Here is a 26,933-nt window from a genome sequence, read left to right on the forward strand (position 1 = left end):
AGCACGCGGTGGACGCCCTCCGGCGGGTGGGGCTGCTGGCGTGGAAGGACGTGGTGGTGGAGGCCCGGAGCAAGGAGCTCCTGGGCGCCATGTTCGTCTTCTCCCTGCTGGTGGTGGTGATCTTCAGCTTCGCCCTCGACCCCTCCCGGAGCGAGGTGCGACCGTTCTTCCCGGGCATCCTGTGGGTGGCCGTCTTCTTCGCCGGCGTGCTGGGGCTCAACCGGAGCTTCTCCAAGGAGATGGAGGACCGGGCCCTCTGGGGCATGATGCTGATCCCCATGGACCGCAGCACCGTCTACTACGCCAAGGCCCTCTCCACCCTACTGCTCATGCTCTTCACGGAAGCGGTGGTGCTGCCGCTCTTCTTCGTGCTCCTGGGCCAGACCCTCACCGGCGACGTGGCCCTCTTCGCCCTGGCGATCCTCCTGGGGAGCATCGGCTTCACCCTCAGCGGCACCCTCCTTTCGGCCCTGGCGGCCAGCACTCGCTCGGGCGAGATCCTGCTCCCCATCCTCCTCTTCCCGCTCCTGGTGCCGGTGGTGCTGGGCGTGGTGGAGATCACCCAGGGAATCCTCCTGGGCTTGGACCCCGCCGGCTGGCTCAAGTGGTTCCAACTCCTGGGCGCCTACGACCTCCTCTTCCTGGTGGTGCCGCTCATCCTCTTCGAGCAGGTGATCGAGCTGTGACTCGCCACGCGGCCAGCCCAGCCAGCAGCCCCCCGCTGACCCACTGGGCCAGGGTGAGCCCCAGGAGCACCGGCGTTCCGATACGGACGAACTCCAGGCCGAAGCGGATCACGGCGTAGCCGGCCAGGTAGAGGGCGGCCTGGGCGCCGGGAGGCGGCGCAAGCAGCGGGGGAGCGGTGCTGCCGGGGCGGGGGGTCCGGTCGGACCGCTCGCCGCTTCCGCTCGCCCGCCACCAGAGCCAGGCGAAGAGCGCCAGGTCTGCGAGGGACTCGTAGAGGAAGACGGGGTGGAAGGTGGCCGAGGCGCGGAAAGCGGCCGGACGGAAGGCGGGCTCGACGTAGAGGCCCCAGGGCAGGTGGGTGGGGTAGCCCAGGACCTCCCGGTTGAAGAGGTTGCCCCAGCGGCCGATGGCCTGGCCCAGGGGGAGCACCGTGAGGAGGAGATCGGCCCTGGCCAGGAAGCCGGTTCGGGAGCGCTCGCGCAGGGCCAGGGCCGCGAGACCCCCGAGCAGCGCCCCGTGGATGGAGAGCCCGCCCGTCCAGGTGGCGAGGATCTGGGCAGGATAAGACGCAAAGTAGGATAGATTCTGAACGACAAAGCCGAGGCGAGCTCCGAGCAGGCCTGCGGGGATGAGCCACGCTGCGAGACCGGCCGCCTCGTCCCAGGGGTCTCGGTGGCCCCGATGCCGCAGCAGTTGGGCCAGGGCCGCTGTGGAGGCGTAGATGGCCGCCGCCAGGATGAGGCCGTACCAGCGAAGCTCGAAGGACCCGAGCCGGAGAAGGACCGGGTCGCTCCACGACCTCAAGGCGTCTCGCCCGGCTCCTCCAGGAGGTGGCGGCGCACGGCGTACGCGGCCGCCTCGGCCCGGTTGGCCAGGTTCAGCTTGGAGAGGATGCTCGAGACGTAGTTACGCACGGTCTTCTCGCTCAGGTAAAGGGCGTCGGCGATCTCCTTGTTGGTGCGACCGTCGGCGATGAGGCGCAGGATGCGCAGCTCCTGATCGGTGAGCTTCTCGTGCTGGTGCTGGTCGCGGGTCATGCCGCGCATGCGCTCCAGAACCTTGCCGGTGATGGACGGGTCCAGGAGCGAGCCGCCGGCGGCCACGGTGCGGATTGCCTCCACCAGTTCCTGGCTGCCGATCTGCTTCAGCACGTAGCCGCTGGCCCCGGCCATCACCGAGGAGAAGATCGCCTCGTCATCGGTGTAGGAGGTGAGCATGATCACCTTCACGTCCGGGTTCTCCGAGCGGATGGCGCGGCACGCCTCGATGCCCGAGCCGTCGGGCATCCGAATGTCCATGATGACCACGTCGGGCTTGCGCGACCGCACCAGGTTGATCGCCTCTTGAGCCGAACCGGCTTCGCCCGCTACCTCGAACTGGCCGATGCGCTCCAGGAGCGACCGTAGGCCGATCCGGACCACCTCGTGGTCATCCACGATCAGGATGCGAATGGCTTCCACCGGCCTGATCACCACCCGTTAGTATGAGCGACACACGGGTTCCCTCGCCCGGGCGACTGTGAATGTCCAGTCGACCCCCGATCAGCTCGGCCCGCTCCCGCATGTTCTGCAGGCCGTGCCCGGTCTCGCCGTTCCGCCCGGAGACGCTGGCGGGGTCGAAGCCGGCGCCGTCGTCCTCCACCGCCACCGAGAGCCCGTCGTTGAACCCCTCCACCCGCAGGTGCACCTGGCGCGGGTGGCCGTGCCGTATCGCGTTGGTCATGCTCTCCCGGACGATTTGGACCACATGCTCCACCGTCTCGGGGGAGAGGGACGTGTGGGTGACCCGCCGCACCTGCACCCGCACCTCGACCGGGTAACTTCGACGGAACTCCTCCGCGACCCTGCGCAACCGCGCCGGCAAAGGAGCCGATTCCTCCTCCTGGGGGGTGCGCAGGTTCATGATGTACCGGCGGATGTCCTTGACGGCCTGGTTCAGCCGGCCCATGTTCTCCCGGATCTGCCGCCGGGCCTGGCCGGGCTCGCTCTCCAGGAGGAAGAGGGAGCTCTCCAGGTTGAGCCCCACCGCGTAAAGCTGCTGGATCACGCCGTCGTGAAGCTCGCGGGCGATCCGGTCGCGCTCGGTGAGCACCGCCAGCATCCGCTGGTGGGTCTCGTTTTGGAGGGCGGCTTCCACGTCGTAGACCTCCAGCATCCGGATGGTCACGTAGGCGATGGCGAGCCCTGCCAGGGCCCGGAACGCGTGGACGGGAACACCGAGCCAGGTAAAGAAGGCCACGTCGTTCACCACGTTGGCCGGGAAGAAGCCGGCCCTGGGAACCACGAGCCCTCCCGATGCAGCGTAGACGAGGAAGGCGACAACGCCCAGGCCCAGGTGGACGTTCAGGTGGCCAAGTCCCATCTCGTCGAACTGGGAGCGCTGCTCGGCCAGCCCCCAGGCGGCCAGGAGCGAACCGGTAAAGCCCAGGAGGTACCGGGACCAGACGTCGCTCAAGAGGAGCCACGCCCGGATCCCCGTGGCGCCCTCCTTCAGGCCCGACCAGACGAAAGCGGCGAACCAGGCGGCCAAGACGGCCCCGGCCAGCCACGGCAGGAAGCCCAGGCGCGGCCGGGTCTCGGCCAGGAGGCGCCCGCCGAAGGCGAAGAGGAAGGCGAAGGAGAGCGCGAGCAAGACCGCATCCAGCCCTTCCAGGCTGGCCACCACCGCTTCGGGCAGGTAGGTGCGCTGGATAGGAATGAAGACGCTCCCCCAGGCGGAAACCCCGTTGATCATGCCGAACAGGCCCAGGAGGGGCAGATGCCGGGCGAGGCGGAGCTGGCTGGACCGGCGGGACTCCAGATAGGTGGAGAAACCCATAATAAAGAAAACGAGTCCGTGTCCGAACAAGATGACGATCTCATTGGTGCGAAAGAACTGCTGAAGGAGCTCCATGCCTCGAGACGGCCCCCATCCGTACTAGCCCTTCTCCCCGGTCGCGACTATACTTTGATTGTACCATAGTCGGGCGACCTGCACCAATCGTACCCCTTGCTCGCCCCTGCCTCTCCGGGGTGCAGGAGACGGAAGGAGAGGGCCGCATGGGTGGACATCTCCTACCAGCCCTGGCCTGGCTAGGCGTATCGATCTACGGGGCCGGTGTGATCTTCCGGGAGCTCAGGCCCGCCCTTCGCCGCCTCCGTGTGCGCCAGCAGCTCGGGATCCGGGTGCCCCGCCATCACGTGGCGGGGCTTTGGAGCGCCGGCGTGGGCGGCAGCCTCGCGTGGACGGCCCTCCTGGGCGTCACGGCGCTGCACCTTCTTTCCTGAGCCGATCCTCCTCATCCTCCCCGCCCTACGCCCCCTCGGCGGGACGGGAGGAGTCCTCGCGTGCCGGAACGAAACGGTAACTGGTTGGGGGTATACCGTTGCGTCGCCGCGCGCATCGGACTCGGTAGAGAGGAGATCGTTCATGACCCATCGTGTCACGCTCATTCCCGGGGACGGCACAGGCCCCGAGCTGGCCGAGGCTGCCCGGCGGGTGGTGGAGGCTTCGGGGGTCTCCATCGAGTGGGACCTCCAGGAGGCCGGGGCCGACGTGATGGACAAGTATGGCACGCCCTTGCCCGACGGTGTGCTGGATTCCATCCGGCGGAACCGGGTGGCCCTCAAGGGCCCCATCACCACGCCCATCGGCACCGGTTTCCGGAGCGTCAACGTCGCCCTGCGCCACGAGCTGAACCTCTATGCGTGCGTGCGCCCGTGCAAGTCCTACCCGGGTGTCCGCTCCCGCTACGAAGACATCGACCTGGTGATCGTCCGGGAGAACACCGAGGACCTCTACGCTGGTGTGGAGTTCGAGGCGGGTACCGAGGAGGCCCGCACCATCCGCGCCTGGGCGCCCTCCAAGATCCGGGAGGACGCAGCCATCTCCATCAAGCCCATCTCCCGCTCGGGGAGCGAGCAGATCATCCGCTACGCCTTCGAGTACGCGCTGGCCAACGGGCGGCACAAGGTGACAGCGGTGGCCAAGGCCAACATCATGAAGTACACCGACGGCCTCTTCTTCGAGGTGGGCCGCGAGGTGGCCAAGAGGTACGAGGGCCGGGTGGAGTACGAGGAGCGGCTGGTGGACAACATGTGCATGCAGCTCGTCCAGAAGCCCGAGCTGTATGACGTCCTCGTCCTGCCGAACCTGTACGGCGACATCCTGTCGGACCTGGCCGCGGGTCTCGTGGGGGGGCTGGGGGTCGCCCCGGGGGCCAACATTGGCGACGGCGCAGCGCTCTTCGAGCCCACCCACGGCTCGGCGCCCAAGTACACCGGGCTCAACAAGGTGAACCCGGTGGCCATCATCCTGTCGGCGGTGCTCATGCTCCGGCACCTGGGTGAGAAGGAAGCGGCAGACCGGGTCGAGCGGGCTGTGGCTGCGGTCATCGCCGAAGGCAAGAGCGTGACGTACGACATGAAGCCGAACCGCGACGACCCCACCGCGGTGGGAACCTCCCAGATGGCCGACGCCATCATCGCGGCCATGCGGTGAGCGGGACGGACCCGGGCGGGCGGCTGCGCGGTCAGCCGGCACCGATCGTGAGAGAGACCGATCGTGAGAGAGCCCCGGCGGCCGACCGGGGCTCTCCTTGTCAGCGCAGAGACTCGCGCAGGGCGGCGACGCGGTCCTCGAGGCTCCGCTGGCGGGCCCGCAGGAGGGTCACGTAAGCGTAGAGTGCGGTGTAGGCCACCACGTTGGCCACCAGGGCCAGCACCATGGGGTCGGCGAACTCGGTCTCCGCAGGGGATGGGTGGATCCCCCGCCACCAGACGGAGGAAAGGTAGACCACGGGCACGTCCAGGAAGCCCACGATACCGTAGACCGCCGCCAGACGGGCCTGACGCTCGCCTCCCTCGGAGAACGAGCGCAGGAGAAGGTAGCCCAGATAGATGAACCAAAGGATGAGGGTGGTGGTGAGGCGGGGATCCCAGGTCCACCAGGTGTTCCACACCGGGCGCATCCAGAGGGTGCCCCCCATGAGGGTGAGGGTGGTGAAGAGCACGCCCACCTCCGCCGAGGCGTAGGCCAGGTCGTCCCACCGGGGGCGACGGGTCCGCAGGTAGGCGGCGCTGGCGACCGCCACCACCAGGAACGCAAGGAACGCGTTCCACGCCGACGCCACGTGGAAGTAGAAGATCCGCTGGACATCACCCATGGTCCGCTCGGGCGGGGCGTAGACCAGGGCAAGGTAGAGGCCGGCGAACACGAGGACAGCGGTGAGGGCCGCCAGCCAGCGCGGCGGTGCCCAGGAGCGGGGTGCCGCAGGGGTTCGAGCCATGGCGTGGAACGCCTCCTGGAAGCGCCGGCCTTGGGCCGGCAGGCATTGGAGCTGGACGCGAACAGTATAGCACACGCGTGCCCCCGGGGTCACCGTTCGCTCGGAACCCCGCGCGGCGCGGGGTGGTCCGGCTGGGCGCCCCCATGGTAAGATGAAGGGTGCGCGAGGAGGGAGCCGCCGTGGCCCTGAGCCAGCCTGTGGAAGATTACCTGGCCGCCATCTACCGTGCGGTGCACAAGGGCGGGCAGGCCACCACCAGCGAGATCGCCCGGCGTCTGAACGTGTCGGCCGCCTCCACCACGCACATGTTCCAGCGGCTCGCCCAGGAAGGGCTCGTGCGGTACAAGGAGTACAGCGGCGTCTCCCTCACCGAGGCGGGCGAGGTGGCGGCCCTGGACGTGATCCGCCGCCACCGCCTGGCCGAGCGCTTCCTCACCGACGTGCTCGAGATCCCCTGGGACCGGGTGGATGCCCTGGCGAACCGCATGGAGCACGCCCTGCCGGCCGAGGTGATCCAAGGGTTCGACCGTATCCTGGACAACCCGCGCACCTGCCCGCACGGGTACCCGATCCCTGACGCGCACGGCCAGGTCGCGCTCCTGAGCGATCGGACCCTGGCCGAGGCGGCCGAGGGTGACGAGCTCACCGTGAGCCGCGTGGACGAAGACGATCCCGCCCTCCTCAGGTATCTGGCCGAGGCGGGTCTCACGCCGGGCCAGCGGGTGCGCGTCATGCGCAAGCCCCCCTTCGAAGAGCCCCTGGTGCTGGACGTGGGCGGGCAGGAGCGCACGGTGGGGAGTCGCATCGCTCAGTCGGTCTACGTCTGCACCCCGGGGGACGAGGGAGAGGAAGCGGGCCGTGCGGCAGCCGAAGGGGGCGGGGGCGGAGCGGCGGGCCCGTCCGATTGACCTCCCCTTGGACCCTACTTATAATGGGACCGACATGGGCATGCCAGCCCGCCGGTCCCCCGGACGGCCGGGGGCGAGGCCGCAGGGAGGAGCGTCGGCGTGAGCCGCAAGGTCAAGCTGGGGGTGGCGGGCGTCCTCTTCGGGGGCGTGCTCGCCTACCTGATCGCCACAGCCGTTGCCAACACCGGCGTCTACTACTACACCGTGGCCGAGGCCGCAGCCCGCAGCTCGGAGCTGAGCGGGCGGTTCCTGCGCGTCAACGGTGAGGTGGCTCCGGGAAGCATTCAGTGGGACCCCACCGTCATGCGTCTGGCCTTCGAGGTTCAGGAAGGGGCCTCGCGCATCCCCGCCGTCTATCATGGAGCGAAGCCCGACACCTTCCAGGGCGGTGCCCCGGTGATCGTAGAGGGGCGCTGGGGGCCTGATGGTACCATCACCGCGGACCAGATCCTGATGCAGTGCCCATCCCGCTATGAGCCTGCCCTGCCCGAGTCCTGACAGGGCGGGATCTGGGAGGAGCCGGGCGGCGGGCGTCCTGCCGAGGGGGAAGAACGGTTGTCGTACCTGGTCGTTGCATACATGCTGCTCTGGCTGCTTCTGTTCGGCTACCTGCTGAGGCTGGGCCTCCGCCAGCGGGACCTGGGTCGCCAGCTGGAAACCCTGGAGAAGGCGCTCGAGCCCGGGCACGCGCGGAACGAAGACCGGGCCTGAGCCGCCGGGGCTCACCGCTCGGGCGGCCGGTAGGCCAGGGCCTCCTCCACGAAGCGACGGGCCGCTTGCAGCGTGAGGATGCCCGTGTGGCGGCGGCTGATGAAACCGTCGGGGGTCACGAAGAAGCTGGTGGGGATGGCCCGGGTCAGGTAGGCGGCCAGGGCTTCTCCCTTCGGGTCCAAGGCCACGGGGTAGGTGTAGCCCTCGGCCTCGATGAAGCGGCGAACCGTCTCGGGGTCTTCCATCGCGTCCACCCCCACCACCAGGACCCGGCCGGCCTCTTCCCGATGAAGGCGCTCAAGCTCGGGCATCTCCTCGCGGCACGGCGGGCACCAGGTGGCCCAGAAGTTGACCAGCACCACCTTCCCCCGGTTCGCTGAAAGTGTGAAGGTCCCGCCATCCAGGAGCTCAAGGGTAAGATCGGGGGCAGGGTACCCCGCGAAGGGCAGGGCTTCTTGCTGCCCGCGCGCCGTTGTCGCCGCCAGGAGCAGGGTGGACCCTACGACGAACCAGAAGGTCAGCAGGATCGCCGCCGCGCGGCGGCCAACCACCCTCCCGGATGCACCCCGCGGCATACGCCCGTGCAGAGCCGTCTTCAATGAGCGTCCCTCCTCCGACACGAACCATTGGGCACCCAGCGACGGAATCCTTCCCCGGGGCCGGCCCGCGCGTGGCGCGGCGAGACACGCGGCCCCGGCACTTCTCAGCCTGGGTATGTATCTTGACATGCCTTCGGTGTACGCTTATCATAATAACGATAGGATACCGGTAGACGGTATAAGGCCGGGGGGCGGAAGACGTGGCAGAGAACCACACGGCGCATCGCACGGTCCACACCGAGTACCGCGAGCGGGACAAGAAGGCCCTCTCCCAGCGCCTTCGCCGCATCGAGGGGCAGGTACGCGGCATCCAGCGCATGGTGGAGGAAGACGTTTACTGTGTGGACATCCTCATCCAGGTGGCGGCGGCTCGCGCGGCCCTTGAGAAGGTGGGCCTCATGCTGCTGGAGGACCACACCCGCGGCTGCGTGGCCCGCGCGGTCCAGGGCGACGGCGGTGGGGAGGCCATCGACGAGCTGATGGACGCCATCTCCCACTTCGTCCGGTGATCGCAGGCGCCTGAACTCCCCCGACCCGTGGAACGGTAGGAGAGGGAGGGAAGGCGCATGCCGAAGGGCGTGGTCTCCGCTGGGGTCGGGGCGGTGGTGGGGCTTCTGAACGGCTTGCTCGCGGCCGGTTCCACCCTCCTCGTGCCTGCGTTGGTGGACGTCCTCCGCCTGGACCAGCGGACGGCTCATGGGACCTCGCTCCTGGTGATCCTGGTCACCTCGTCGATCAGCCTCTTTTTCTACCAGCTCGGCGCTTCGGTGCCTCTGGCGGCCGCGTGGCCTCTGGCGGCGGGGAGCGCGGCGGGGGGAGTGGTGGGCGCCTGGCTCACGCCACGCATCCCGCCCCGGACCTTGCGCCGGCTCTTCGCGGCCGTGGTCCTGGTGGCCGGCTACCGCATGGTGACCGGCTGATGCAGATCCTCTTCGGCCTGGGCCTGGGCCTCTTCATGGGTACCCTCAGCGGTTTAGGGGTGGGCGGCGGCAAGCTGGTGGTGCCGGTGCTGGTGCTGCTGCTGGGGTTCTCCCAGCAGCTGGCCCAGGGCGCGGTCCTGCTGGCCTTCCTTCCCCTGGCGGCCCTCGCGGTGGTCCAGCATTGGCGGCAAGGCACCTTCGACGCCCGAACGGCGTGGCGGGTGCTGCCCACGGCCGTGGGCGGTGCGGCGCTGGGGGCTTCGCTGGCCCTCATCATCAGCCCGGACGGGTTGCGCCGCGCGTACGGCCTCTTCCTGGTGGCCGTGGGCCTCTTCGAGTGGTTCACCCGGGGAGGGGAGTCGCCCGCCGCGCCGAAGGGCTAGGAGTGGGCGGCACCCGGCAGGTACCGGGGGCTGGGAGGCCGCCCGCGGATCGGGGGCGACGCCGACGCGGCAGGTTGGACTGGTGGCGGTGCAACAGCGTCTGGAGGCGGCGGACTACGCCGACCTCGCGCGCCTGGAGCGCCGCCTGGGTGCGCTCCTGGGGTCAGGGTTGCGCCGGCTTCCCGGGGACGTGCCGGTGCTTGCCGCCTTTCCCGAGGACGCCGGCACGCTCCTGGGGTTCGCGGAGGATCGTGAGCTGCTCGAGGGTCGCGGGCAGCTGGCGAGCGCGGTGAGGGCCCTGGCCCGGCGCCACCTGTGGGGGGTGGCCCGCACCCGCCTGCTGCGGCGGGTGAGCGTCATCCGGGCGCTCTTCCTGGAGCGGGCCCCGACGGCCCATCGAGCGTACGTGGAGCTCTTCGGCAACCTGGCGCGGCGCTACGGCTGCCACCTGGTGGCCGGAAGCGCCGTCTTCCCCGACCACCGGCTCCATGAAGGTGTTCCGGAGCTCCTGCCTGGGCCGGCGGCCTACAACACCAGCTACCTCTTCGACCCCGGCGGTCGGGTGGTGGCGAGCCAGCGCAAGGTCCACCTGGTGGAGCTCGAGGCCGAGGGCAACCTGGACCTCACCCCGGCGCCCGCCGAGACGCTCTCGGTGGTGCCCACGCCCGTGGGGCGGGTGGGCATCGCCATCTGCTACGACGCGTTCCACCCTGACGTGCGGGAGCGCCTGAGGGAGCAGGGCGTGCAGGTTCTGGTCCAGCCTTCCGCCAACCCCAAGGCGTGGGACGACTGGCAGCGGGACGACTGGGCACGCGGCTCGTGGCAGGCGGTTCTGGAGGGTGGGGGGCGGCCCCTGTACGCCGTGAACCCCATGATGGTGGGTTCCCTCTTCGATCTGGCGTTCGAGGGCCAGTCGGGCATCTTCACCTCCCGCCGGGATCTGGGCCGGGAGGAAGGCTACGCCGGCCGGCCGGCCCGCCCGGGCGTGGTGGCGCTCGCACGGGGCTGGACGGGGGCCGAGGTGCTGGCCGCGGCGCTGCCGCACCCCGACGAGCTCGACGCCGCCCGGTGACGGCCGACCCGCCACGCGGGTCTCACCCTCACGCTGTCTGGTAATCCAGATTGTCCAACAGGAACAGGAACTTCTGACCACTTGGGAGAAGAAGACCCGACAGGGACCGGTATTCCCTCGAAGGAACCCACACGAAAGGAGCATGCCCGTGCGACGCTCACTGGCCGTGGTTTGGCGTTCCCTGGCGCTCGCCTGCGCCCTCGCACTCGCACTTGCGGCCCTCCCGACCGGAGCCGCCTCGCCGCCCGACACCCTCGTGGTGGGCATGGACGAGGACGCCGTCACCATGGACCCCATGAACTTCCGCCACCGCCAGACCGAGACCATCCTGCGCAACGTCTACGACGGGCTGGTCACGCGCACGCCCGACATGCGCGTGGTGCCCGAGCTGGCCGAGTCGTGGGAGCAGCCGGACGACACGACCTGGATCTTTCACCTGCGCCGAGGTGTGACCTTTCACGACGGGACGCCGTTCACCGCCGAGGACGCGGCCTACAGCATCAACCGCATCGTGAGGGATGGGGCCATGGGAGGCCAGACCTCGCCGCGCAAGGGGCTGCTGGGCCAGGTAACGGGAGCCGAGGTGGTCGACGAATACACGCTGAAGATCGAGACCGACGGCCCCTGGCCTGCGCTCCTCTCCTTTCTCCCCTTCCACATGATGGTCCCTTCCGAGACCGGCGACCGGATGATCGAGAAGCCCGTGGGCACAGGCCCCTTCCGCTTCGTGGAGTGGCAGAAGGGCCAGAGGGTGGTGCTCGCGCGCTACGACGACTACTACGGCGGCTCGCCCGAGCTGCCCCCCGTGGGGCCGGCCCAGGTCAAGCGGGTGATCTTCCAGGCCCTGCCTGAACCCGCAAGCCGGCTGGCAGCCCTGCGGGCGGGCGAGATCGACATCATGACCGACGTTCCCGTGGACCAGATGGGCGCGGTGGAGGCCGACCCGAACCTGCAGGTCCTGACGGTCAACGGCACGCGCAGCTTCTTCATGGGGATGAACGTGACCAAACCGCCTTTCGATGATGTGCGGGTTCGCCGGGCGGTGAACCTGGCGGTGGACGTCCAGGCCATCGTGGACGGAGTGTTGAACGGCCTGGCCACGCGCACCTCGACCCTCCTGTCGCCCCAGGCCTTCGGCTTCGACGAGAGCCTGGAGGCGTACGCCTACGATCCGGAGGCCGCACGGGAGCTCCTGCAGGAAGCCGGTGTGGGAAGCGGTCTCTCCATCACCGTCGACACCATGCCCGACAACCGCCCCGCCGCCGAGGTGATCGCCTACTACCTGGAGCAGGTCGGCATCCGGACCCGGATCCAAAGCTGGGGCGACTACGGGGCCATGGTGGACGCCATCAAGCAGGGCAGGCGGGACGCCTGGGTGGACTCCTGGGGGAACGCCACCCTGGACCCCAGCGACATCGCCGAGCCCAAGCTCCGGACGGGCGGGCGCGGGAACTACAGCGGCTACTCGAACCCGCGGGTGGACGAGCTCCTCACCCTGGCCGCCCGGACCACCGATCAAGAGGCCCGGCAGGACGCGTATCGCGAGATGCAGGCCATCGTCCACGAGGACGCGCCCATGCTCTTCGGCTGGGTGGCCCAGGACCTCTATGCGGTGAACCGGCGCATCGAAAACTGGGAGCCCAGCCCCGACAGCCGCATCAATCTCCACGACGCGCAGGAGCGGTAGGCTCGCGGGCAGAACCGAGACGAACAGGAGAGGGAAGGGCGGGCCCGGCCCTGGCGCCGGGCCCGCGGTCGCACCGAGGCCGGGCCCCCGCGAGCCGGGCTCCTCTCGAGTCGGGCCCCCGTGTCGCCGGCCTCACGGCGGAGGTGTCGGACGCTGAGCGGATCCTACCTGGCACGACGCCTGCTCCAGACGATCCCCGTGGTCATCGGGGTGACCCTGATCGTCTTCACCCTCATCCACCTCACCCCGGGCGACCCGGTCGAGGTGATGATGGCCGGGCAGGGAACCGTCACCCAGCAGCAGATCGACCAGCTCCGCGCCGAGATGGGCCTGGACGAGCCCCTGTGGCGCCAGTACCTGCTCTTCCTGGGGGGGCTGGCGCGGGGCGACATAGGAATCTCCTTCTACTACCGGGGAACCTCGGTGGGCTCCCTCATCGCCTCCAGGCTGCCGGCCACCATCGAGCTGACCGTCATGGCGCTGCTGATCTCGCTGGTGATCGCGCTGCCGGTGGGGGTGCTCTCGGCCGTGCGGCGCTACAGCTGGCCGGACCGGGTGGGGACCGTCGGCGCGCTGCTGGGGGTCTCCATGCCCGACTTCTGGCTGGGGCTGGTGCTGATGATCGTCTTCGCGGTGACGCTGCAGTGGCTGCCCATCTCGGGCCGGATCACCTACGGCCTCGAGCCCGCCCACCTCACGGGGCTCTATCTGCTGGACAGCCTGCTCACCCGCAACGGTCCCGCCTTCGGGGACGCGCTGCGGCACCTGCTGCTGCCGGCGGTGACCCTGGGTGCTGCGATGGCCGCGCTCACCATGCGCATCACCCGCTCCTCCATGCTGGAGGTGATCCGCCAGGAGTACATCACCTACGCCCGCGCCAAGGGGCTCTCGGGCGCCCGGGTGGTCCTGCGCCACGTGCTGCGCAACGCCCTCATCCCCACGGTCACCGTGGTGACGCTGAACGTGGGCACCCTCCTGGGCGGCAACATGATCGTGGAGACCATCTTCGGCTGGCCCGGCCTCGGCCGGCTGGTGGTCGACTCGGTCTACGTGCGCGACTACCCGGTGGTGCAGGCGGCGGTCTTCGTCTACGCGCTCACGTACATCCTGATGAACCTGGCGGCCGACTCGCTCTACACGTACCTGAACCCGCGCGTCACGCTCTAGGGTGCCCGAAAGGCTGGGAGGTATCCCGTTGGAGGAGCTGGAACGGGCCCACGAGCTCACCCGGCGCGAGCTCCTGGAGCAGCTGGAGGGTGAGCACGAGACCACCAACCTGTCCGCCTGGCAGCTGGTGTGGCGGGAGTTCCGCAAGAACCGGCTGGCCGTGGTGGGGGGCGTCGTCGTGCTCCTCCTGGTGGCGGTGGCCCTGGGTGCGCCCTGGATCGCTCCCCACGACCCCACCCGCATCGACCCCATCCACAAGCTGCAGCCGCCTGCCTGGATGGAGGGCGGCAGCTGGAGCCACCCCCTGGGGACGGACCACCTGGGCCGGGACCTGCTCAGCCGCATGATCTACGGCTCGCGCGTCTCCCTGGCGGTGGGGGCGGTGGTGGTGCTGGTGGCCACTTCGCTGGGTGTGGTGGCGGGGCTGGTCTCGGGCTTCTTCGGGGGCGTGGCGGACACGGTGATCCAGCGCCTGGTGGAGATCCTCCTGGCCTTCCCGTACCTGGTGCTGGCCATCGCCCTCATGGCCGTCATGGGCCCCGGGCTCACCAACCTCTTCCTGGCCCTGGTCTACAAGGAGTGGGTGACGCCCGCCCGGGTGGTGCGGGCCGAGGTGCTCGCGGTGAAGCAGCGGGAGTACGTGGAGGCCGCCCGGGCCCTGGGGGCCGGTCCCTTCCGCATCATGTTCCGCCAGATCCTCCCCAACGTGCTCGCCTCGGCGGTGGTCATCGCCACCCTGCGGGTCGCCTGGGTGATCCTGATGGAGTCCTCGCTCTCCTTCCTGGGTCTGGGCGTCCAGCCGCCCACGCCCTCGTGGGGCACCATCATCGCCGACGGGCGGAGCTACGTCTTCCAGCAGTGGTGGATCTCCACCTTTCCAGGCCTCGCCATCCTGCTGACGGTGCTGGCCATCAATCTCCTGGGGGAGGGCCTCCGCGACGCGCTGGACCCGAGGTTGCGCGAGTGACGGAGGAGCCAGCCGTACGAGAGCCGGCGGGTCCGTCCACCGGTTCGCCCGGCCCGCGGTTCGCCCCCGTGACGCCGGTTTTGTCTTGACGGTTCGGAAGGGCCCGCCTATACTGCAGACAAAGCCAGGGCGCGAAGGCCGCTGAATCTCGTCCGGGCCGGCAGGCCGGACGGGAGCGGGGGAACAGGTCTCTCCGGCGGACGGCTCGACCCGCCGGGGCAGGGTGCAACCGGAGGGAGATCGATGCCGGACGAGCGGCCGCTCATCGGGATCACGGTGGCCTTCGACGACGGCACGGACCTGGAGTCTCTCAGACCTCACGTGGAGCTCTTCTTCAGCGACGCACCCTACGCCCGGGCCATCGAGCGGGCCGGGGGCCTTCCCGTCCTGGTCCCGCTGGTGGGCGAGCAGGCGCTGCCCGGTTTCATCCGGCAGATGGACGGTCTCCTCTTCTCCGGCGGGGGCGGCTACCTCCGGGCCCGCCACCGCCGCCAGCAGCAGCTTCCGGACCTGGAGGCCCTGGCGCCCCGGCGCTTCCGCTTCGAGAGCGCCCTGCTACGGGCGGCTCTGGCCGCCGACACGCCGGTCCTGGGCGTTTGCCGGGGCCACCAGATGATCGTGCGCCTCCTGGGCGGGAGGATCCGCGCCTCGTTGCCCCCCGGCGCCCACGCGCACTACCGCGAGGAGGTGCCCATCGGCCGCCGCCCGGTGCACGGGATCCGGATCGAGCCCGACAGCCTGCTGGCAGCGATCCTGGGGCGCACCGAGATCGGCGTCAACAGCCTCCACCGGCAGGCCGCCCGGTGGGTGGCACCGCCTCTGCGGGTGTCGGCGCGGGCCGAGGACGGGGTGATCGAGGCGGTGGAGAGCCGGGCGCACAGCTTCGTGCTGGGCGTCCAGTTCCACCCGGAGCTGCTCCTCGCCGAGCAGCCCCGCTGGCTCCGGCTCTTCGACAGCCTCGTCCGGGCCGCCGGGCGGCACCGGCTGGTGCGAGAAGGGCACCCGCCAGCAGGCGGGGCGCTCACAGGCACGGACCGCGCCAGCACCGGCACGGATGGGGCGGCAGTCGGAGACGGGGCAACCGCCCCCGCGGCTGGCGTCGCGGTCGGGCACGCAGCCTCAAGCTCCGCCGCACGCCTTGAGTGAGTGCGGTCAGGAGAGGACGATGCAGAACGACCGAGGCTCCAAGAGGCAGCAAGCAAACAAGGCCGTACCGAAGTACGGCCTCGTTGGTACCCCCACCCGGATTCGAACCGGGGTCTCATGGCTGAGAACCATGCATCCTGGGCCTCTAGACGATGGGGGCACATTGGCTGGGGAGGAAGGATTTGAACCTTCATTACTGGATCCAGAGTCCAGCGTGTTCCCGTTACACCACTCCCCAGCGGGAACACCGAATGCGCGAACCTCCGCCCGCACCCGACGTCTTCGAGGGTACCACGGCTCCCCACACCTGTCAAGACGAAGACTTCGCCCACCGTCGAAGCCGCCGGCAGGCCGCATCGCGGCCCAGCAGGTGGATCACCTCGTACATCCCCGGCGAGACGGTGGTGCCCGTGAGCGCCACCCGGACCGGTTGAAGCACGTCGCCCAACTTCATCCCGCGCCGCTCGCGAAGACCCTCGAACACGGCCTGGATCCCCTCCACGGTGAAGGATTCCAGCGCCTCCAACCCGTGGACGGCCTCGGCCAGCATGGCAGGCACGTATTCGGGCGTGAGGAAGCGCTCCACCGCCTTCTCATCGTACTGGACCTCATCGGTGAAGTAGTAGTAGGTCCAGGGCACCAGCTCGCCCAGGTGCTTGATGCGGGCCTGAACCTGCTCCAGGATCGCTTCGAGGCGGGGGAGGCTGGCTTCTCTCTGGTCGGGGGGCAGGTAGCCGGCCTGCTCCAGGCGCGCCGCGGCCTCCCGGGCCAGCCGCTCCCGGGGCAGGGAGCGCAGGTAGACGCCGTTCATCCAGTCGATCTTCTTCACGTCGAAGATGGCTGGGTTCTTGGAGATGCGCTCCAGGCTGAAGTGCTCCACAAGCTCCTCCCGGGTGAAGAGCTCGTGGCGGTCGTCCAGCGACCACCCCAGCAGGGCCAGGTAGTTCACCATCGCCTCGGGCAGGTAGCCCTGTTCCCGGTACTGCTCCACCGAGGTGGCGCCGTGACGCTTGGAGAGCCGCTGGCGGTCCGGGCCCAGGATCATGGGCACATGGGCGAAGCGGGGGACCGGAAGATCCAGCGCCTGGTAGACCTGGATCTGGCGCGGGGTGTTGGAGAGGTGGTCCTCTCCCCGGATCACGTGGGTGATCCGCATGAGCGCGTCGTCCACCACCACGGCGAAGTTGTAGGTGGGGTTTCCGTCGGACTTGATGATGACGAAGTCGTCGAGCACGTGGTTTTCGAAGCGGACGCTGCCGCGGATCAGGTCTTCCACCACGGTCTCGCCCTGGTCGTCGGCGAGGAAACGGAGCACCGGCACCCGGCCCTCGGCTTCGTAGCGGTCCCTTTCGGCTTTCGAGAGGTTGAGGCACTTCCGGTCGTACTTGACCGCCTGCCCGCTCTTCAGCAGAGCCTGCCGGCGCTCGTTGAGCTCCTCGGAGCTGCAGTAGCACCGGTAGGCGCGGCCCGCGTCCGCCAGGCGCCGGGCATACTCCCGATAGAGGTCCAGGCGCTCGGTCTGGCGGTACGGCCCGTAGGGGCCGCCCACCGAGGGGCCCTCATCCCAGTCGAGGCCCAGCCAGTGCAGGGCTTCGAGGATCACGTTCACCGACGCCTCGGTCGAGCGCAGGGCATCGGTGTCCTCGATGCGGAGCACGAACGTCCCGCCGTGATGGCGTGCAAAGAGCCAGTTGAACAGCGCGGTGCGAGCCCCGCCGACGTGCAGGTAGCCGGTGGGGCTGGGCGCGAAGCGGGCGCGTACCTCTTCCAAGCCCGATCCTCTCCTTGAACGATCTGTGAGCGACCTGCCGGCAATGGGGTCTGTCTCCGGTCCGGTCCTTCCATCAGCGGCCGGCCCGCTCCACGTCCGGCGGCCACGGTCCCCCGAGCTCGGCGCAGGCGCACGTTGGGGGTTCCAGCCGGCGCACCGCCTCCTGCAGGAGGGCGCGCAGGCGCTCCGAGGCGCTCTCCATGACCTCGGTGACCTCCTGGTGGGTGAGCGGCGCGGAAGCAAGTCCGGCCGCCAGGTTGGTGACCACGGCCACGGTGGCGTAGCAGAGGCCCGCCTCCCGGGCGAGCACCACCTCCGGCACGTTGGTCATCCCCACCAGGTCGCCGCCCAGCTGGCGGAAGGCCCGGATCTCGGCCGCGGTCTCGTAGCGCGGGCCCTCGGCGCAGACGTAGGTAGCCGCAGGGTGCATCACCGGCCCCGGGTGCTGCCCGGCCTCGTGGGGGTCACGGCCGCCCGCACCGCCTTCGCCACCGTCGCCCTCGCCAGCGGGGAAGATCCTGGCCGCGGACGCTGCCAGGGTGGCCCGGAGCTCGGGGCAGTAGGGGTCGGTCACGTCCACGTGGAAGACGCCGGAGGCGTCGCCTTGGTAGAAACTGGTCACCCGGCCGCGGGTGAAGTCGAGGAACTGGTCCACCAGCGCCAGGTCGCCCGGCCGCATCTCGGGACGGAGGGAGCCGACGGCGGAACTGGAGAGGACCCGCTCCACCCCCACTTCCTTCAGGGCCCAAACGTTGGCCCGGTAGTTCACCCGGTGGGGCGGGATGTGATGCTGCTCCCCGTGCCGCGCTACGAAGAAGACCTCTCGCTCGGCCCAGAGGACCCGCCGCAGGACCACGGGACCGAAGGGCGTCGCCACGCGGACCGGTTCCTCCTCCTGGGCCTCCATCCGGTAGAGGCCCGTACCGCCGATGATGCCCACGCGCACCTTCAGCCCCTCCTCCGCCTGACCTAGCCTTCCTTCGCCAGGGGCGGACGTGCTCCTTCCGGCGGTCGCCGCGGGGATCACCCGACGATGTCGAGGTAGGCTTCCACCTCCTCCGTGGGTGCCTGTTCCAGGTGGCCTGCCAGGCGCTTCAGCGTCTCCGGGGTCACCGCGTCGAGCCCCCGGTCCAGGGCCCGCCGGCAGACGGCCAGGCTCGCGTACGACTCAGGATGGTTCCGCACGAAGTCGAGGATCTGCTCGATGTGGGGCGTTCGTCCGTCCAGGTGCGATCCCTCCACCGCTAGTCTGGCACGGCGGCGGTTCCTTATGCCGCCCCAGCCCACCCTGCGCAGCCCGCCGAAGGGAGCCGCACGCGAGGGTCCCTCCAAGTCCCGGCCATAGGCGGCTCGGGCCGCGCCCAGACTAGGGGCGAGGCAAGGGGCGAAGGGAGGGAAGCGCGCGTGAGCTGGTGGGAGACGCTGAGAGACATCCTGGGCTGGACCGAGGACGACGAGACGGAGCGCGGGCGCGCGTCGCCGGGAAGCGCCGGCATGGAGGCAGCCGACGAGCTGGCCGGCTTCTACAACGGCCGCAGCGTCGCGGGAACGGCCACGGCCGAGCCCGCGGCCGAGGCGTACCAACTGGCACCCAACGACGGCGTGAAGGTGGAGCCGGTGCCCATGACCCGACAGGACCAGGTGACGGTGGCGTACGACGGGCTCCTGGCCCGGGCGGGCGCGCAGCAGGTCTTCCTGCACTGCGGCTACGGGCCCGGCCCGTGGCGAAGGGTGCGGGAGTACGCGATGCAGCGGCGGCCCGAGGGGCACTGGGAGGCCAAGGTCACCCTGGACGACGGCGGCCGCTTCAGCTTCTGCTTCCGCGACAACGCCAACAACTGGGACAACAACACCGGCCGCAACTGGAGCTACGAGATCCACGAGGGCACCGTGCCCTGGTAGCCCGGGCGCCGGGGCGAAGCATCCCGGGAGGCCGGTGGGGGGAAGGGGGGAACCGTCGTGGCCCGGCTCCTGGTAGAGGGAGGTCGCCGCCTGCAGGGCGAGGTGGAGATCGACGGGGCCAAGAACAGCGCACTGCCGATCATGGCGGCCGCGGGGCTGGCCGAGGGGGAGTCGGTGCTGGAACGGATTCCCCCCACCACCGACGTGACCACCATGGCGCAGATCCTTCGGGAGCTGGGGATGTCGGTCTCCTTCAGCCCAGGCGGGACGTGTGTCATCGACGGCTCCCGCCTGCGGCACCACCGGGCGCCCTACGACCTGGTGCGGCGCATGCGCGCCTCCTTCTACGTGGCCGGGCTCCTGCTGGCTCGCCTCGGTAGGGCCGAGGTGCCGCTGCCGGGCGGCTGCGCGCTGGGCTCGCGCCCCGTCGACTTCCACATGCGGGGCTTCGAGCAGCTGGGCGCCCGGATCCGCATCGAGCACGGCTACATGATCGCCGGAGCACCTCGCGGCCTTCACGGCAGGCCGGTGCTGGTGGAGCGGGCCAGCGTGGGAACCACGGTGAACCTCATGCTCGCCGCGGCCCTCGCAGAGGGAACCACGGTGCTGGAGAACGCGGCCAGGGAGCCCGAGGTGGCGGACCTGGCCGCGTTCCTGAACCGCATGGGCGCCCGGGTGAACGGAGCCGGCGGACCCACGGTGACCATCGAGGGCGTCCGCACCCTACACCCGGCCCGCCACGCCGTCATTGCGGACCGGGTGGAAGCGGGAACCTTCCTGGTGGCTGCGGCCATCACCCGCGGGGAGGTGACGCTGCGGAACGTGACGCCCGAGCACCTGCAAGCCGCCCTCCGCAAGCTGGAGGAGGCCGGGGCCAGGGTCGAACCCGCCGGCCCCGACGCCCTTCGCCTGGCCATGGACGACCGGCCCAGTCCCCTCGAGGTGGAGACGGCTCCGTACCCGGGATTCCCCACGGATCTGCACCAACCCATGGTCGCGCTCCTTTCCCTGGCTCGGGGCATCAGCACCATCCGAGAGACGATCTTCGACCGCTTCCGCTATGTGGACGAGCTGCGCCGCATGGGCGCCCACATCCGGGTGGACGGCCAGCGGGCGCTGGTGGAAGGCGTGGAGCGGCTCACGGGTGCACCCGTGGAGGCGCCGGACCTGAGAGGGGGCGCTGCGCTGGTGCTGGCCGGCCTGGCCGCGGAGGGCCGCACTGAGGTCCAGTCCGTCGAACACGTGGACCGGGGCTACGACCGCTTCGAGGAGAAGCTGAACCAGCTCGGGGCCCGCATCCGCCGGGTGGATCCCGACCGGCCCGCCCGGGACCACACCCTCATTCCAGCCATGGGCTGCTGAACTCCCGGACGCTCTTCGCCAGCTCAGGGTTGTGGCCGTCGCAGAAGGATCAACCGGTCGAGCCTCAGGGCTGCGGCCGATCGGGGAGCGGACCCGGCCGGGTTCGGACCCAGACCACCAGCCGCCCGGCCACGGCCCAGATGAACTCCACCTGCAGGGTGTAGGCCGTCTCTCCCAGAGTGACCGTGCGGTTGTGGGCCACAGCCCGAAGGATCGACGGGTCGAGCTCTGACAGGTCGCTGCCGATCGCGTGCCGGTAGAGCCCGTGTACGGCCGCCTCCAGCTCCACCTCCCGGCGGGCATCGGAGAAGTCCAGCACCCGGACCTCCACCTCTCGCACCACCTGGCGCCGGCGGGCCTCGAGGCTCTCCTCCAGCTTCTCGATCTGGGCCGCCCGGTTGGACAGCTCGAGCTCCAGCCGCCTCCGCTCCAACTCCAGCCGGTCCACCTGGTGCCCCAGGAGAAGGGTGGCTGCCGCCATCCCCATCACGGTGCCCAGCACCAGCCAGGCCAGGAGCACCCGGAACTGGCGCCGGCTCCACGTCACGAAGAGGGTTCGGCTCCTCTGGGTCCGAGGGGTCTGGGTCATGGCCTAGCCTCGCAGATTCACCAGGCTGGCCAGGAGCCAGTAGCCGGCGTGCGCTCCGAACAGCGCGGCCGCCACCACAGCCCCCTGCCGCAGCAGCAGGAAGACCTGTCCCCCGAAGAGCCCCGACTCCAGCGCCGTGAGGGTGTCGAAGGTACCGCCGATGGCTACCGCGATGGCCCAGAGCCGGATCTTGCCCGAGAGGTCAGCGATGGCCGCTAGGGGCGATCCTCGGGTGAGGACGATGGCGAGCGACCCCAGGAGCGACCCGCCCAGGACCACGCCGAAGGCGGTACAGAAGGGAAGGAGAAGCTCCTTGGCCACCCGCAGCAGCACGTTGGCGCCCCCTTCCGCCGGTTCCACCTGCTCCTCCTTCGTCCTATGCCGGCGGGGCGCGGGGCAAGACCCGGACCAAGACGCGGCCGAAGAGCCGGACCCGGAGGCGGACTGAACCCGGGCCAGGGCTCCGACCCGGACCCAAAGAAGGCCACCGGGGCGCGTGTGGATTTCATCTCCAGACGTTAACGTGCAGAACCCACGCGACGACAGATGCCTGTGACCCGAAAGGCCCGCCGTTGAGCGTTTTGGGCAAGCGAACACGCGCGCGTCAAATCGCGAAATGGCCGAATAACCGTTAACGTCTGGGGTTTAATTCTACACACGCGCGCCCATGTATCCGCGCCTCACCCCGTTCCCGGGTACCCGGACCCGCCCGCGGCCCGCCGCGGGCCGGCCAGCCATGGACCCGCCCCCCGGTCCTGTGCTATAATGGCGATACGAACGCGGATTCGAAAAGGGCCGCCTGGCGGAGGTTGCACGGCGCATCCAGCGGGCCTGGGAGGACGGCTGACGGGAGCGGGCCGCATGGCGTTCGTCCACTTGCACGTCCACAGCGTCTACAGCCTCCTCGACGGGGCTGCCTCCGTGGAAGGGCTCTGCCGAAGGGCGGCCGAGCAGGGTTCTCCCGCCCTTGCCCTCACCGACCACGGCGTCATGTTCGGGGCGGCCGCCTTCTACCGGGCGGCGGTGGCGCATGGAATCAAGCCCATCCTGGGCTGCGAGCTCTACCTGGCGCCCGGGCGCCGCACCGAGAGGGCGGGTGGCGGCCGCGAACACCGGCATCACTTGCTGGTGCTGGCTCAAACCCCCCGGGGGTACCGGAACCTCACACAGCTCGTGACCGCGGGCTTCACCGAGGGCTTCTACCAGAAGCCCCGCGTCGATCGGGAGCTCCTCGAGGCCTACGGCGAGGGCCTCATCGTGCTGTCGGGGTGCATGTCCAGCGAGGTGCCCGAGCTGCTGCTGGAGGGCCGTGAGGACGAGGCGATCCAGGTGGCCCGGTGGTACCGGGAACGCTTCCCCGGCCGCTATTACGTGGAGATCCAGGAGAACGGCATGCCCCGCCAGGAGGAGCTGAACCGGAAGCTGGTCGCCCTGGCCCGGGAGCTCGAGCTGCCCCTGGTGGCCACGGGGGACGTGCACTACGTGGCCCCCGCGGATGCGGAGCTTCAGGATGCCCTCCTGTGCATCCAGACGGGGAAGCGTCTGGCGGACCCCGACCGGCTTCGCTTCCCCACCGACCGCTTCTACCTGAAGACGCCCGAGGAGATGGCCGCCGCCTTCGGCGAGATCCCCGAGGCCTTGGCCAATACCCTGCGGATCGCGGAGTCCGTGGAACCGGTGCTGGAGCCCGGCCGGCCGGAGTTGCCCGAGCCCCCCCTGCCCCGGCGCGACGGGCGGCCCCTGGAGCCCGACCGCCACCTGCGGGAGGAGGCGGACCGGGGCGCCAGGCGCCGCTTCGGACGGGTGGAGGCGCGGGTGCGGGAGCGGCTGGCGCATGAGCTGGACGTGATCACCTCCATGGGGTACGCGTCCTACTTCCTGATCGTCGCCGACTTCGTGAACTGGGCCCGGAGCCAGGGAATCGCGGTGGGGCCCGGCCGAGGATCGGCGGCCAGCAGCCTGGTCGCCTACTGCCTGGGCATCACCGACGTGGACCCGCTCCGGTACGGCCTGGTCTTCGAGCGGTTCCTGAACCCCGCCCGGGTGTCGATGCCCGACATCGACATCGACTTCAGCGACGCCCGCCGGGGCGAGGTGCTGGAGTACGTGGCCCGCCGGTACGGCGCCGACCGGGTGGGGCAGATCGCCACCTTCTCGCAGCTGGCGGCCCGGGCGGCGCTGCGGGACGTGGGACGCCTCCTGGACGTGCCCTATGCCGAGGTGGACCGGGTGGCCAAGCTGGTGCCTTCGGGCCCGGGCGTGACCCTGGAGCAGGCGCTCGAACAGGAGCCGGAACTCCGGGCCATGGCCGGAGGCGGGGACCCCCTGCACCAGCGCTGGATCCGCCTGGCCCGGGCGGTGGAAGGGTCGCCCCGGCACCTGTCGGTGCACGCCGCAGGGGTGGTCATCACCCGTGAGCCGCTGGTGGAGCGGGTGCCCCTGGCCCGCACCCATGAGGGCGTGGTGGTGACCCAGTACCCCATGGAGGACCTGGAGTGGCTCGGCCTGCTGAAGATGGACTTCCTGGGCCTCCGTACCCTCACGGTGCTGGAGCGGGCGGTGGAGCTGGCGAGCGAGGAGAGGGCTGGGGAAGCGGCCGGCGGGTCGATCCGGCTGGAGGCCATCCCCGAGGACGACCCCGAGGTGTACCGGATGCTTTCCGAGGGCCGGGCGGAGGGGGTCTTCCAGCTCGAGACCTCCATGTTCCGCACCCTCCTGCCCGAGGTGCGGCCGGACCGCTTCGAGGACCTGGTGGCTCTGCTGGCCCTGGGCCGGCCCGGGCCCATGGTGCGGGTGCAGGACTACATCGAGCGGAAGCACGGCCGCCAGCCTGTGCGCCACGCGCTGCCCGTCCTGGAGCCGGTGCTGGCCGAGACCTACGGCGTGATGCTCTACCAGGAGCAGGTGATGCAGGTGGCCATGGCCGTGGCCGGCTACTCGGCCGGCGAGGCGGATCTGCTGCGCCGGGCCATGGGCAAGAAGAAGCCCGAGGCGATGCAAGCCGAGGAGAGCCGGTTCGTGGAGCGCTCGGTGGAGCGGGGGGTGCCCGAGGAGCAGGCCCGGGCGCTTTTCCGGGAGATGGCTGAGTTCGCAGGTTACGGCTTCGCCAAGAGCCACTCGGCCGCCTACGCCCGCATCACCTACCAGACCGCCTACATGAAGGCCCACTACCCCGTGGCCTTCATGGCGGCCCAGATCAGCAGCGTGATGGGACAGGAGGAGCGGGTGGCCGAATACCTTGAAGAGTGCCGGCGCCAGGGCATCCCCGTGCTGCCGCCCGACGTCAATGCCAGCCGTTGGGAGTTCCGTCCCGAGGGTGGCGGGATCCGTTTCGGGCTGGGGGCGGTGAAGAACGTGGGCTCGGACCTGGTGCGCGGCCTGGTGGAGGCCCGGGCCGAAGGCCCGTTCCGGAGCCTGCAGGACTTGCTGGACCGGCTGGAGGAGGCCCACCCGAACCGCAAGGCGCTGGAGAGCCTGGTGAAGGCGGGCGCCTTGGACGGTTTCGGGCACCGCCGCTCGCTCCTGGGGGAGCTGGAGGTGCTGCTGCGCGAGCGGGGGCCCGGTGCCCGGGCCGCAACGGCCCGCGGGCAGACCCGTCTCTTCCAGGTGGACGAGCCGGGCCCTCCGGTCGGAAGGGAGGCAGGGCGAGGCCCGGCGGTCGGGGGGCACCCCGCGAGGCAGGAGGCCGTGCTCGCCCCCTTCAGCCCCCAGGAGCAGCTGGCCCTGGAGAAGGAGGCGCTGGGCTTCTACTTCTCGGGAGACCCGCTGGCGGGATGGCGGGAACGCCTGGCCGCCCACGGGGCGCGGCCGCTCGCAGAGGTGGGGGAGCGTGCCGGCCAGGACGTGCTGGTGGCAGGGACGGTGGTGTCGGTGAAGGAGATCACCACCCGGCGGGGGGAACCGATGGCCTTCGTGACCCTGGACGACGGCAGCGCCCGGGTGGAGGCGGTCTTCTTCCCGCCTGTCTACCAGGCCCACCGCGACCTGCTGGGTGAAGGCCCGCCCGTGCTGGTGGGTGGGCGCGCCCGAGCCCAGCGGGCACCCGCGGGACGCCAGGCGTCCACGCCGCGCCAGCCGGCCACGTCACGCCCATCGCCCACGTCAAGCCCGGAGGGGGCCGGGCGCGGGCAGGGCCAAGGGGGCGCCGCGGGGGACGTGCAGCTCGAGGCCCGCTGGGTGGCGCCCCTGAACCCCCGGGGCCTCTGGGTCCGCCTGGGGTGCGAGGAGGCCGGTGGAGACCGTGGGCTCTCGGATCCCCAGGGCGACGGCGGGCGGGGAGAGGTGGAGGGGTGGGCCGAGCGGTTGGAAGGGCTCCTGGCGTCGGCGCCCGGGCAGGCGCCCGTCTGGCTGGAGATCGAGGGCGGAAGCGAGCGGGTGGTGGCCCTCCTCCCGCGCCGGCTCTGGATTGCCGAGGAGGAAAGCGGTAGGATGGTGGAGCGTCTGGAGGGTTCCGAGGAGGTACCCGTGCGGGCGGCGTGGCTGTGGGGAGAGGGGCGTGTGCGAGGATGAGGAACGGGTTGCACGAGGCGGCGGGCGAGGCGCTGCGGCGCCGGGGCGTGCGGGTGGAGGACGTGGTGCGGGTGGCCTGCGACATCGCCCGTGAGCGAAGGCCGCAGGTGACCTTCGCCGAGTGCCGCACCCACCTGGAGAAGGTGCTGGAGAAGCGGGAGGTCCTCTACGCCATCCTGACCGGCGTGGTCCTGGACGAGCTGGCCGAGGCGGGCACGCTGCCTGAGCCGCTGCAGGAGGCCATCGCGTCGGACCTGCCGCTCTACGGCATCGACGAGATCCTGGCCACCTCCATCACCAACATCTACGGGGCCGTTTCCCTCACCCGCTTCGGATACCTGGACAAGAAGAAGCCGGGCGTGGTGGGCGACCTGAACCGCCACCGGAACGGGCGGGTCCACACCTTCATGGACGATCTGGTGGCCGCGCTGGTGGCGGCCACCCTGGCCCGGATGGAGCACTCGGCCCAGAAGGGCGCCGGGCGGCTCACGAAGCCCGAGGTGACAGCCGATGCCCAGGAGGGCCTGCCCCCGGCGGCGTCGGGGTGAGGCTGGCGGGGCGGACCCGCCTGGGGCAGGTCCGGCGGTTGACACCCTTTTTCGCCTGAGACTATAATGGGGGCGATTTCCGGGCTGCCCAGGGGAGAGGGGGCCGGCGGCGTGGAGCAAGAGGACTGGGAAGAGCCGGTCGCTGGGGACTTCGTGGTCATCGAGGCCCTGGAGGACGGGGTCACCATCTTCGGGCTCACCCGGGGGAAAGAGACCCGGTTTCACCACAGTGAGAAGCTCGACACCGGCGAGGTCATGATCGCCCAGTTCACGCGCCACACGTCGGCCATGAAGATTCGAGGCAGGGCCCGCATCCTCACCGCCCACGGCACGGTGGAATCGGGTCCTCACCGGGAGACCAGGCGGTAGCCTGGCTCTTTTGTTGGCGCCCCGGCGGGGCGCGCCTGCAGGGCCGGTCCCGGTGGATACCGAAGAGCCCAGGTTGGGGGGCGTCCCAGATGTGGACCGTGGTCTACATCGCTCCGAACCGCCCGCTGGCGGAGATGATCAAGGAACTCCTCGAGAACGAGGGGGTCCTCACCATGCTGCGGCCCCTCGGCGTGCCACATATGGGCGACTCGGCCAACGTAGAGATTCTGGTGCCGGAGGCGGAAGTGGAGGAGGCCCAGGAGATCCTGAACCAGGTGATCGGACGCTCCTGAGGCGTGGCAAGGCACTGGCCGGCGCGGCACGGGCGTCCCTTTGGCGCGCCGGCGTGGACGAGCATCCCGCAGCGAGG

The 26,933-nt window shown here is 70.2% G+C and carries 30 protein-coding genes and 2 tRNA genes; 20 read left to right on the forward strand and 12 right to left on the reverse strand.

The features are described from left to right. Window positions 1–8 precede the first annotated feature (8 nt). A complete protein-coding gene (locus LIP_RS06510; RefSeq protein ID WP_158509579.1) occupies window positions 9–686 on the forward strand; it encodes a heme exporter protein CcmB in 678 nt (225 codons plus the stop codon). Here the strand turns inward: LIP_RS06510 and lgt are convergent. The 3 genes from lgt to LIP_RS06525 are packed head-to-tail and all read right to left on the reverse strand — an operon-like array spanning window position 655 to window position 3,579. Further along, complete coding sequence (gene lgt, locus LIP_RS06515) at window positions 655–1,491, reverse strand: prolipoprotein diacylglyceryl transferase (protein ID WP_068135869.1); 837 nt, start codon at window positions 1,489–1,491, stop codon at window positions 655–657. The genes LIP_RS06510 and lgt overlap by 32 nt on opposite strands. Beyond that, window positions 1,488–2,147 carry a response regulator transcription factor gene (locus LIP_RS06520; RefSeq protein ID WP_231699350.1) on the reverse strand — a complete coding sequence of 220 codons (660 nt, stop codon included), beginning with the start codon at window positions 2,145–2,147 and terminating at the stop codon, window positions 1,488–1,490. The genes lgt and LIP_RS06520 overlap by 4 nt, the downstream gene beginning before the upstream one ends. After that, on the reverse strand, window positions 2,116–3,579 hold the full coding sequence (locus LIP_RS06525; RefSeq protein ID WP_068135871.1) for a sensor histidine kinase: 1,464 nt from the start codon (window positions 3,577–3,579) through the stop codon (window positions 2,116–2,118). The genes LIP_RS06520 and LIP_RS06525 overlap by 32 nt, the downstream gene beginning before the upstream one ends. A gap of 146 nt (window positions 3,580–3,725) precedes the next feature. Here LIP_RS06525 and LIP_RS06530 point away from each other — a divergent pair, with 146 nt between their 5' ends. Next, a complete protein-coding gene (locus LIP_RS06530) occupies window positions 3,726–3,953 on the forward strand; it encodes a hypothetical protein (RefSeq protein WP_068135874.1) in 228 nt (75 codons plus the stop codon). Window positions 3,954–4,095: 142 nt separating this feature from the next. After that, window positions 4,096–5,166: an isocitrate/isopropylmalate dehydrogenase family protein gene (locus tag LIP_RS06535; protein WP_068135877.1), complete on the forward strand. Its 1,071-nt coding sequence runs from the start codon at window positions 4,096–4,098 to the stop codon at window positions 5,164–5,166. 100 nt (window positions 5,167–5,266) lie between these two features. Here LIP_RS06535 and LIP_RS06540 read toward each other — a convergent pair whose 3' ends face one another. Then, entirely contained in the window at window positions 5,267–5,953 is a 687-nt protein-coding gene (locus tag LIP_RS06540; RefSeq protein WP_068135879.1) for a cytochrome c biogenesis protein, read from the reverse strand. A 179-nt stretch (window positions 5,954–6,132) separates the two neighbouring features. On the opposite strand from LIP_RS06540, the gene LIP_RS06545 reads away from it, so the two are divergent. From LIP_RS06545 to LIP_RS17700, 3 genes are all read left to right on the forward strand, one after another. Beyond that, window positions 6,133–6,861, forward strand: a complete 729-nt coding sequence (locus LIP_RS06545) for a metal-dependent transcriptional regulator (RefSeq protein ID WP_068135883.1) — start codon at window positions 6,133–6,135, stop codon at window positions 6,859–6,861. 99 nt (window positions 6,862–6,960) lie between these two features. Continuing rightward, window positions 6,961–7,359 carry a cytochrome c maturation protein CcmE gene (locus LIP_RS06550; protein ID WP_068135885.1) on the forward strand — a complete coding sequence of 133 codons (399 nt, stop codon included), beginning with the start codon at window positions 6,961–6,963 and terminating at the stop codon, window positions 7,357–7,359. A 57-nt stretch (window positions 7,360–7,416) separates the two neighbouring features. Next, the gene (locus LIP_RS17700; RefSeq protein ID WP_082725961.1) at window positions 7,417–7,572 is read left to right on the forward strand and encodes a CcmD family protein; all 156 of its coding nucleotides are present in this window, start codon (window positions 7,417–7,419) and stop codon (window positions 7,570–7,572) included. Between the two features lie 11 nt (window positions 7,573–7,583). On the opposite strand, the gene LIP_RS06555 is transcribed toward LIP_RS17700, so the two are convergent. Further along, a complete protein-coding gene (locus LIP_RS06555) occupies window positions 7,584–8,123 on the reverse strand; it encodes a TlpA family protein disulfide reductase (RefSeq protein ID WP_158509580.1) in 540 nt (179 codons plus the stop codon). Between the two features lie 248 nt (window positions 8,124–8,371). On the opposite strand from LIP_RS06555, the gene LIP_RS06560 reads away from it, so the two are divergent. The 8 genes from LIP_RS06560 (at window position 8,372) to LIP_RS06595 (ending at window position 15,513) form a co-directional block, all read left to right on the forward strand. Further along, complete coding sequence (locus LIP_RS06560) at window positions 8,372–8,680, forward strand: metal-sensitive transcriptional regulator (protein ID WP_068135890.1); 309 nt, start codon at window positions 8,372–8,374, stop codon at window positions 8,678–8,680. 57 nt (window positions 8,681–8,737) lie between these two features. Further along, entirely contained in the window at window positions 8,738–9,091 is a 354-nt protein-coding gene (locus tag LIP_RS06565; RefSeq protein WP_068135893.1) for a sulfite exporter TauE/SafE family protein, read from the forward strand. Then, on the forward strand, window positions 9,091–9,474 hold the full coding sequence (locus tag LIP_RS06570) for a sulfite exporter TauE/SafE family protein (protein ID WP_068135897.1): 384 nt from the start codon (window positions 9,091–9,093) through the stop codon (window positions 9,472–9,474). Before LIP_RS06565 ends, LIP_RS06570 begins: the two co-directional genes overlap by 1 nt. Window positions 9,475–9,556: 82 nt before the next feature. Then, window positions 9,557–10,546 carry a carbon-nitrogen hydrolase family protein gene (locus tag LIP_RS06575; RefSeq protein WP_068135899.1) on the forward strand — a complete coding sequence of 330 codons (990 nt, stop codon included), beginning with the start codon at window positions 9,557–9,559 and terminating at the stop codon, window positions 10,544–10,546. 148 nt (window positions 10,547–10,694) lie between these two features. Next, entirely contained in the window at window positions 10,695–12,233 is a 1,539-nt protein-coding gene (locus LIP_RS06580) for an ABC transporter substrate-binding protein (protein WP_068135903.1), read from the forward strand. 120 nt (window positions 12,234–12,353) lie between these two features. Further along, window positions 12,354–13,400: an ABC transporter permease gene (locus tag LIP_RS06585; RefSeq protein WP_198409757.1), complete on the forward strand. Its 1,047-nt coding sequence runs from the start codon at window positions 12,354–12,356 to the stop codon at window positions 13,398–13,400. Window positions 13,401–13,428: 28 nt separating this feature from the next. Next, the gene (locus LIP_RS06590) at window positions 13,429–14,367 is read left to right on the forward strand and encodes an ABC transporter permease (protein ID WP_198409758.1); all 939 of its coding nucleotides are present in this window, start codon (window positions 13,429–13,431) and stop codon (window positions 14,365–14,367) included. A 243-nt stretch (window positions 14,368–14,610) separates the two neighbouring features. Further along, window positions 14,611–15,513, forward strand: a complete 903-nt coding sequence (locus LIP_RS06595) for a gamma-glutamyl-gamma-aminobutyrate hydrolase family protein (protein WP_068135906.1) — start codon at window positions 14,611–14,613, stop codon at window positions 15,511–15,513. An 84-nt stretch (window positions 15,514–15,597) separates the two neighbouring features. Here the strand turns inward: LIP_RS06595 and LIP_RS06600 are convergent. From LIP_RS06600 to LIP_RS06620, 5 genes are all read right to left on the reverse strand, one after another. Further along, a tRNA-Glu gene (locus tag LIP_RS06600) sits at window positions 15,598–15,673 on the reverse strand. Window positions 15,674–15,677: 4 nt separating this feature from the next. Beyond that, window positions 15,678–15,751 (reverse strand) — tRNA-Gln (locus LIP_RS06605). Window positions 15,752–15,823: 72 nt separating this feature from the next. Beyond that, entirely contained in the window at window positions 15,824–17,284 is a 1,461-nt protein-coding gene (gene gltX, locus LIP_RS06610) for a glutamate--tRNA ligase (RefSeq protein ID WP_068135909.1), read from the reverse strand. A gap of 73 nt (window positions 17,285–17,357) precedes the next feature. After that, a complete protein-coding gene (locus LIP_RS06615) occupies window positions 17,358–18,230 on the reverse strand; it encodes an MTAP family purine nucleoside phosphorylase (RefSeq protein WP_198409759.1) in 873 nt (290 codons plus the stop codon). Window positions 18,231–18,307: 77 nt separating this feature from the next. Then, window positions 18,308–18,526, reverse strand: a complete 219-nt coding sequence (locus tag LIP_RS06620) for a hypothetical protein (RefSeq protein ID WP_068135911.1) — start codon at window positions 18,524–18,526, stop codon at window positions 18,308–18,310. 162 nt (window positions 18,527–18,688) lie between these two features. On the opposite strand from LIP_RS06620, the gene LIP_RS06625 reads away from it, so the two are divergent. Both LIP_RS06625 and murA read left to right on the forward strand, forming a co-directional pair. Next, complete coding sequence (locus LIP_RS06625) at window positions 18,689–19,186, forward strand: carbohydrate-binding protein (protein ID WP_068135915.1); 498 nt, start codon at window positions 18,689–18,691, stop codon at window positions 19,184–19,186. 57 nt (window positions 19,187–19,243) lie between these two features. Beyond that, window positions 19,244–20,548, forward strand: a complete 1,305-nt coding sequence (gene murA / locus LIP_RS06630; protein ID WP_068135918.1) for a UDP-N-acetylglucosamine 1-carboxyvinyltransferase — start codon at window positions 19,244–19,246, stop codon at window positions 20,546–20,548. 64 nt (window positions 20,549–20,612) lie between these two features. Here the strand turns inward: murA and LIP_RS06635 are convergent, their stop codons facing one another. After that, on the reverse strand, window positions 20,613–21,137 hold the full coding sequence (locus LIP_RS06635) for a hypothetical protein (RefSeq protein ID WP_068135923.1): 525 nt from the start codon (window positions 21,135–21,137) through the stop codon (window positions 20,613–20,615). A 3-nt stretch (window positions 21,138–21,140) separates the two neighbouring features. Continuing rightward, window positions 21,141–21,497 carry a YtrH family sporulation protein gene (locus LIP_RS18885; RefSeq protein WP_068135925.1) on the reverse strand — a complete coding sequence of 119 codons (357 nt, stop codon included), beginning with the start codon at window positions 21,495–21,497 and terminating at the stop codon, window positions 21,141–21,143. A 501-nt stretch (window positions 21,498–21,998) separates the two neighbouring features. On the opposite strand from LIP_RS18885, the gene LIP_RS06645 reads away from it, so the two are divergent. The 4 genes from LIP_RS06645 (at window position 21,999) to LIP_RS06660 (ending at window position 26,856) form a co-directional block, all read left to right on the forward strand. Further along, window positions 21,999–25,646 carry a DNA polymerase III subunit alpha gene (locus tag LIP_RS06645; RefSeq protein ID WP_068135928.1) on the forward strand — a complete coding sequence of 1,216 codons (3,648 nt, stop codon included), beginning with the start codon at window positions 21,999–22,001 and terminating at the stop codon, window positions 25,644–25,646. Then, the gene (locus LIP_RS06650) at window positions 25,643–26,194 is read left to right on the forward strand and encodes a phosphatidylglycerophosphatase A family protein (protein WP_082725967.1); all 552 of its coding nucleotides are present in this window, start codon (window positions 25,643–25,645) and stop codon (window positions 26,192–26,194) included. Before LIP_RS06645 ends, LIP_RS06650 begins: the two co-directional genes overlap by 4 nt. Before the next feature lie 111 nt (window positions 26,195–26,305). After that, window positions 26,306–26,563: a trp RNA-binding attenuation protein MtrB gene (gene mtrB / locus LIP_RS06655; RefSeq protein ID WP_231699351.1), complete on the forward strand. Its 258-nt coding sequence runs from the start codon at window positions 26,306–26,308 to the stop codon at window positions 26,561–26,563. Between the two features lie 89 nt (window positions 26,564–26,652). Beyond that, on the forward strand, window positions 26,653–26,856 hold the full coding sequence (locus LIP_RS06660) for a putative signal transducing protein (protein WP_068135935.1): 204 nt from the start codon (window positions 26,653–26,655) through the stop codon (window positions 26,854–26,856). Window positions 26,857–26,933 lie beyond the last annotated feature (77 nt).

The organism is Limnochorda pilosa, from assembly GCF_001544015.1.
In the GTDB taxonomy this organism is placed as follows: domain Bacteria; phylum Bacillota; class Limnochordia; order Limnochordales; family Limnochordaceae; genus Limnochorda; species Limnochorda pilosa.

Excerpts from the sequence above, each read along its gene's own strand:
- LIP_RS06525 (WP_068135871.1), bottom strand. The coding sequence starts at position 3,579 with ATGGAGCTCCTTCAGCAGTTCTTTCGCACCAATGAGATCGTCATCTTG.
- LIP_RS06530 (WP_068135874.1), top strand. The coding sequence starts at position 3,726 with ATGGGTGGACATCTCCTACCAGCCCTGGCCTGGCTAGGCGTATCGATC.
- LIP_RS06535 (WP_068135877.1), top strand. The coding sequence starts at position 4,096 with ATGACCCATCGTGTCACGCTCATTCCCGGGGACGGCACAGGCCCCGAG.
- LIP_RS06540 (WP_068135879.1), bottom strand. The coding sequence starts at position 5,953 with ATGGCTCGAACCCCTGCGGCACCCCGCTCCTGGGCACCGCCGCGCTGG.
- LIP_RS06565 (WP_068135893.1), top strand. The coding sequence starts at position 8,738 with ATGCCGAAGGGCGTGGTCTCCGCTGGGGTCGGGGCGGTGGTGGGGCTT.
- LIP_RS06570 (WP_068135897.1), top strand. The coding sequence starts at position 9,091 with ATGCAGATCCTCTTCGGCCTGGGCCTGGGCCTCTTCATGGGTACCCTC.
- LIP_RS06595 (WP_068135906.1), top strand. The coding sequence starts at position 14,611 with ATGCCGGACGAGCGGCCGCTCATCGGGATCACGGTGGCCTTCGACGAC.
- LIP_RS06635 (WP_068135923.1), bottom strand. The coding sequence starts at position 21,137 with ATGACCCAGACCCCTCGGACCCAGAGGAGCCGAACCCTCTTCGTGACG.
- LIP_RS06645 (WP_068135928.1), top strand. The coding sequence starts at position 21,999 with ATGGCGTTCGTCCACTTGCACGTCCACAGCGTCTACAGCCTCCTCGAC.
- LIP_RS06650 (WP_082725967.1), top strand. The coding sequence starts at position 25,643 with ATGAGGAACGGGTTGCACGAGGCGGCGGGCGAGGCGCTGCGGCGCCGG.
- LIP_RS06660 (WP_068135935.1), top strand. The coding sequence starts at position 26,653 with ATGTGGACCGTGGTCTACATCGCTCCGAACCGCCCGCTGGCGGAGATG.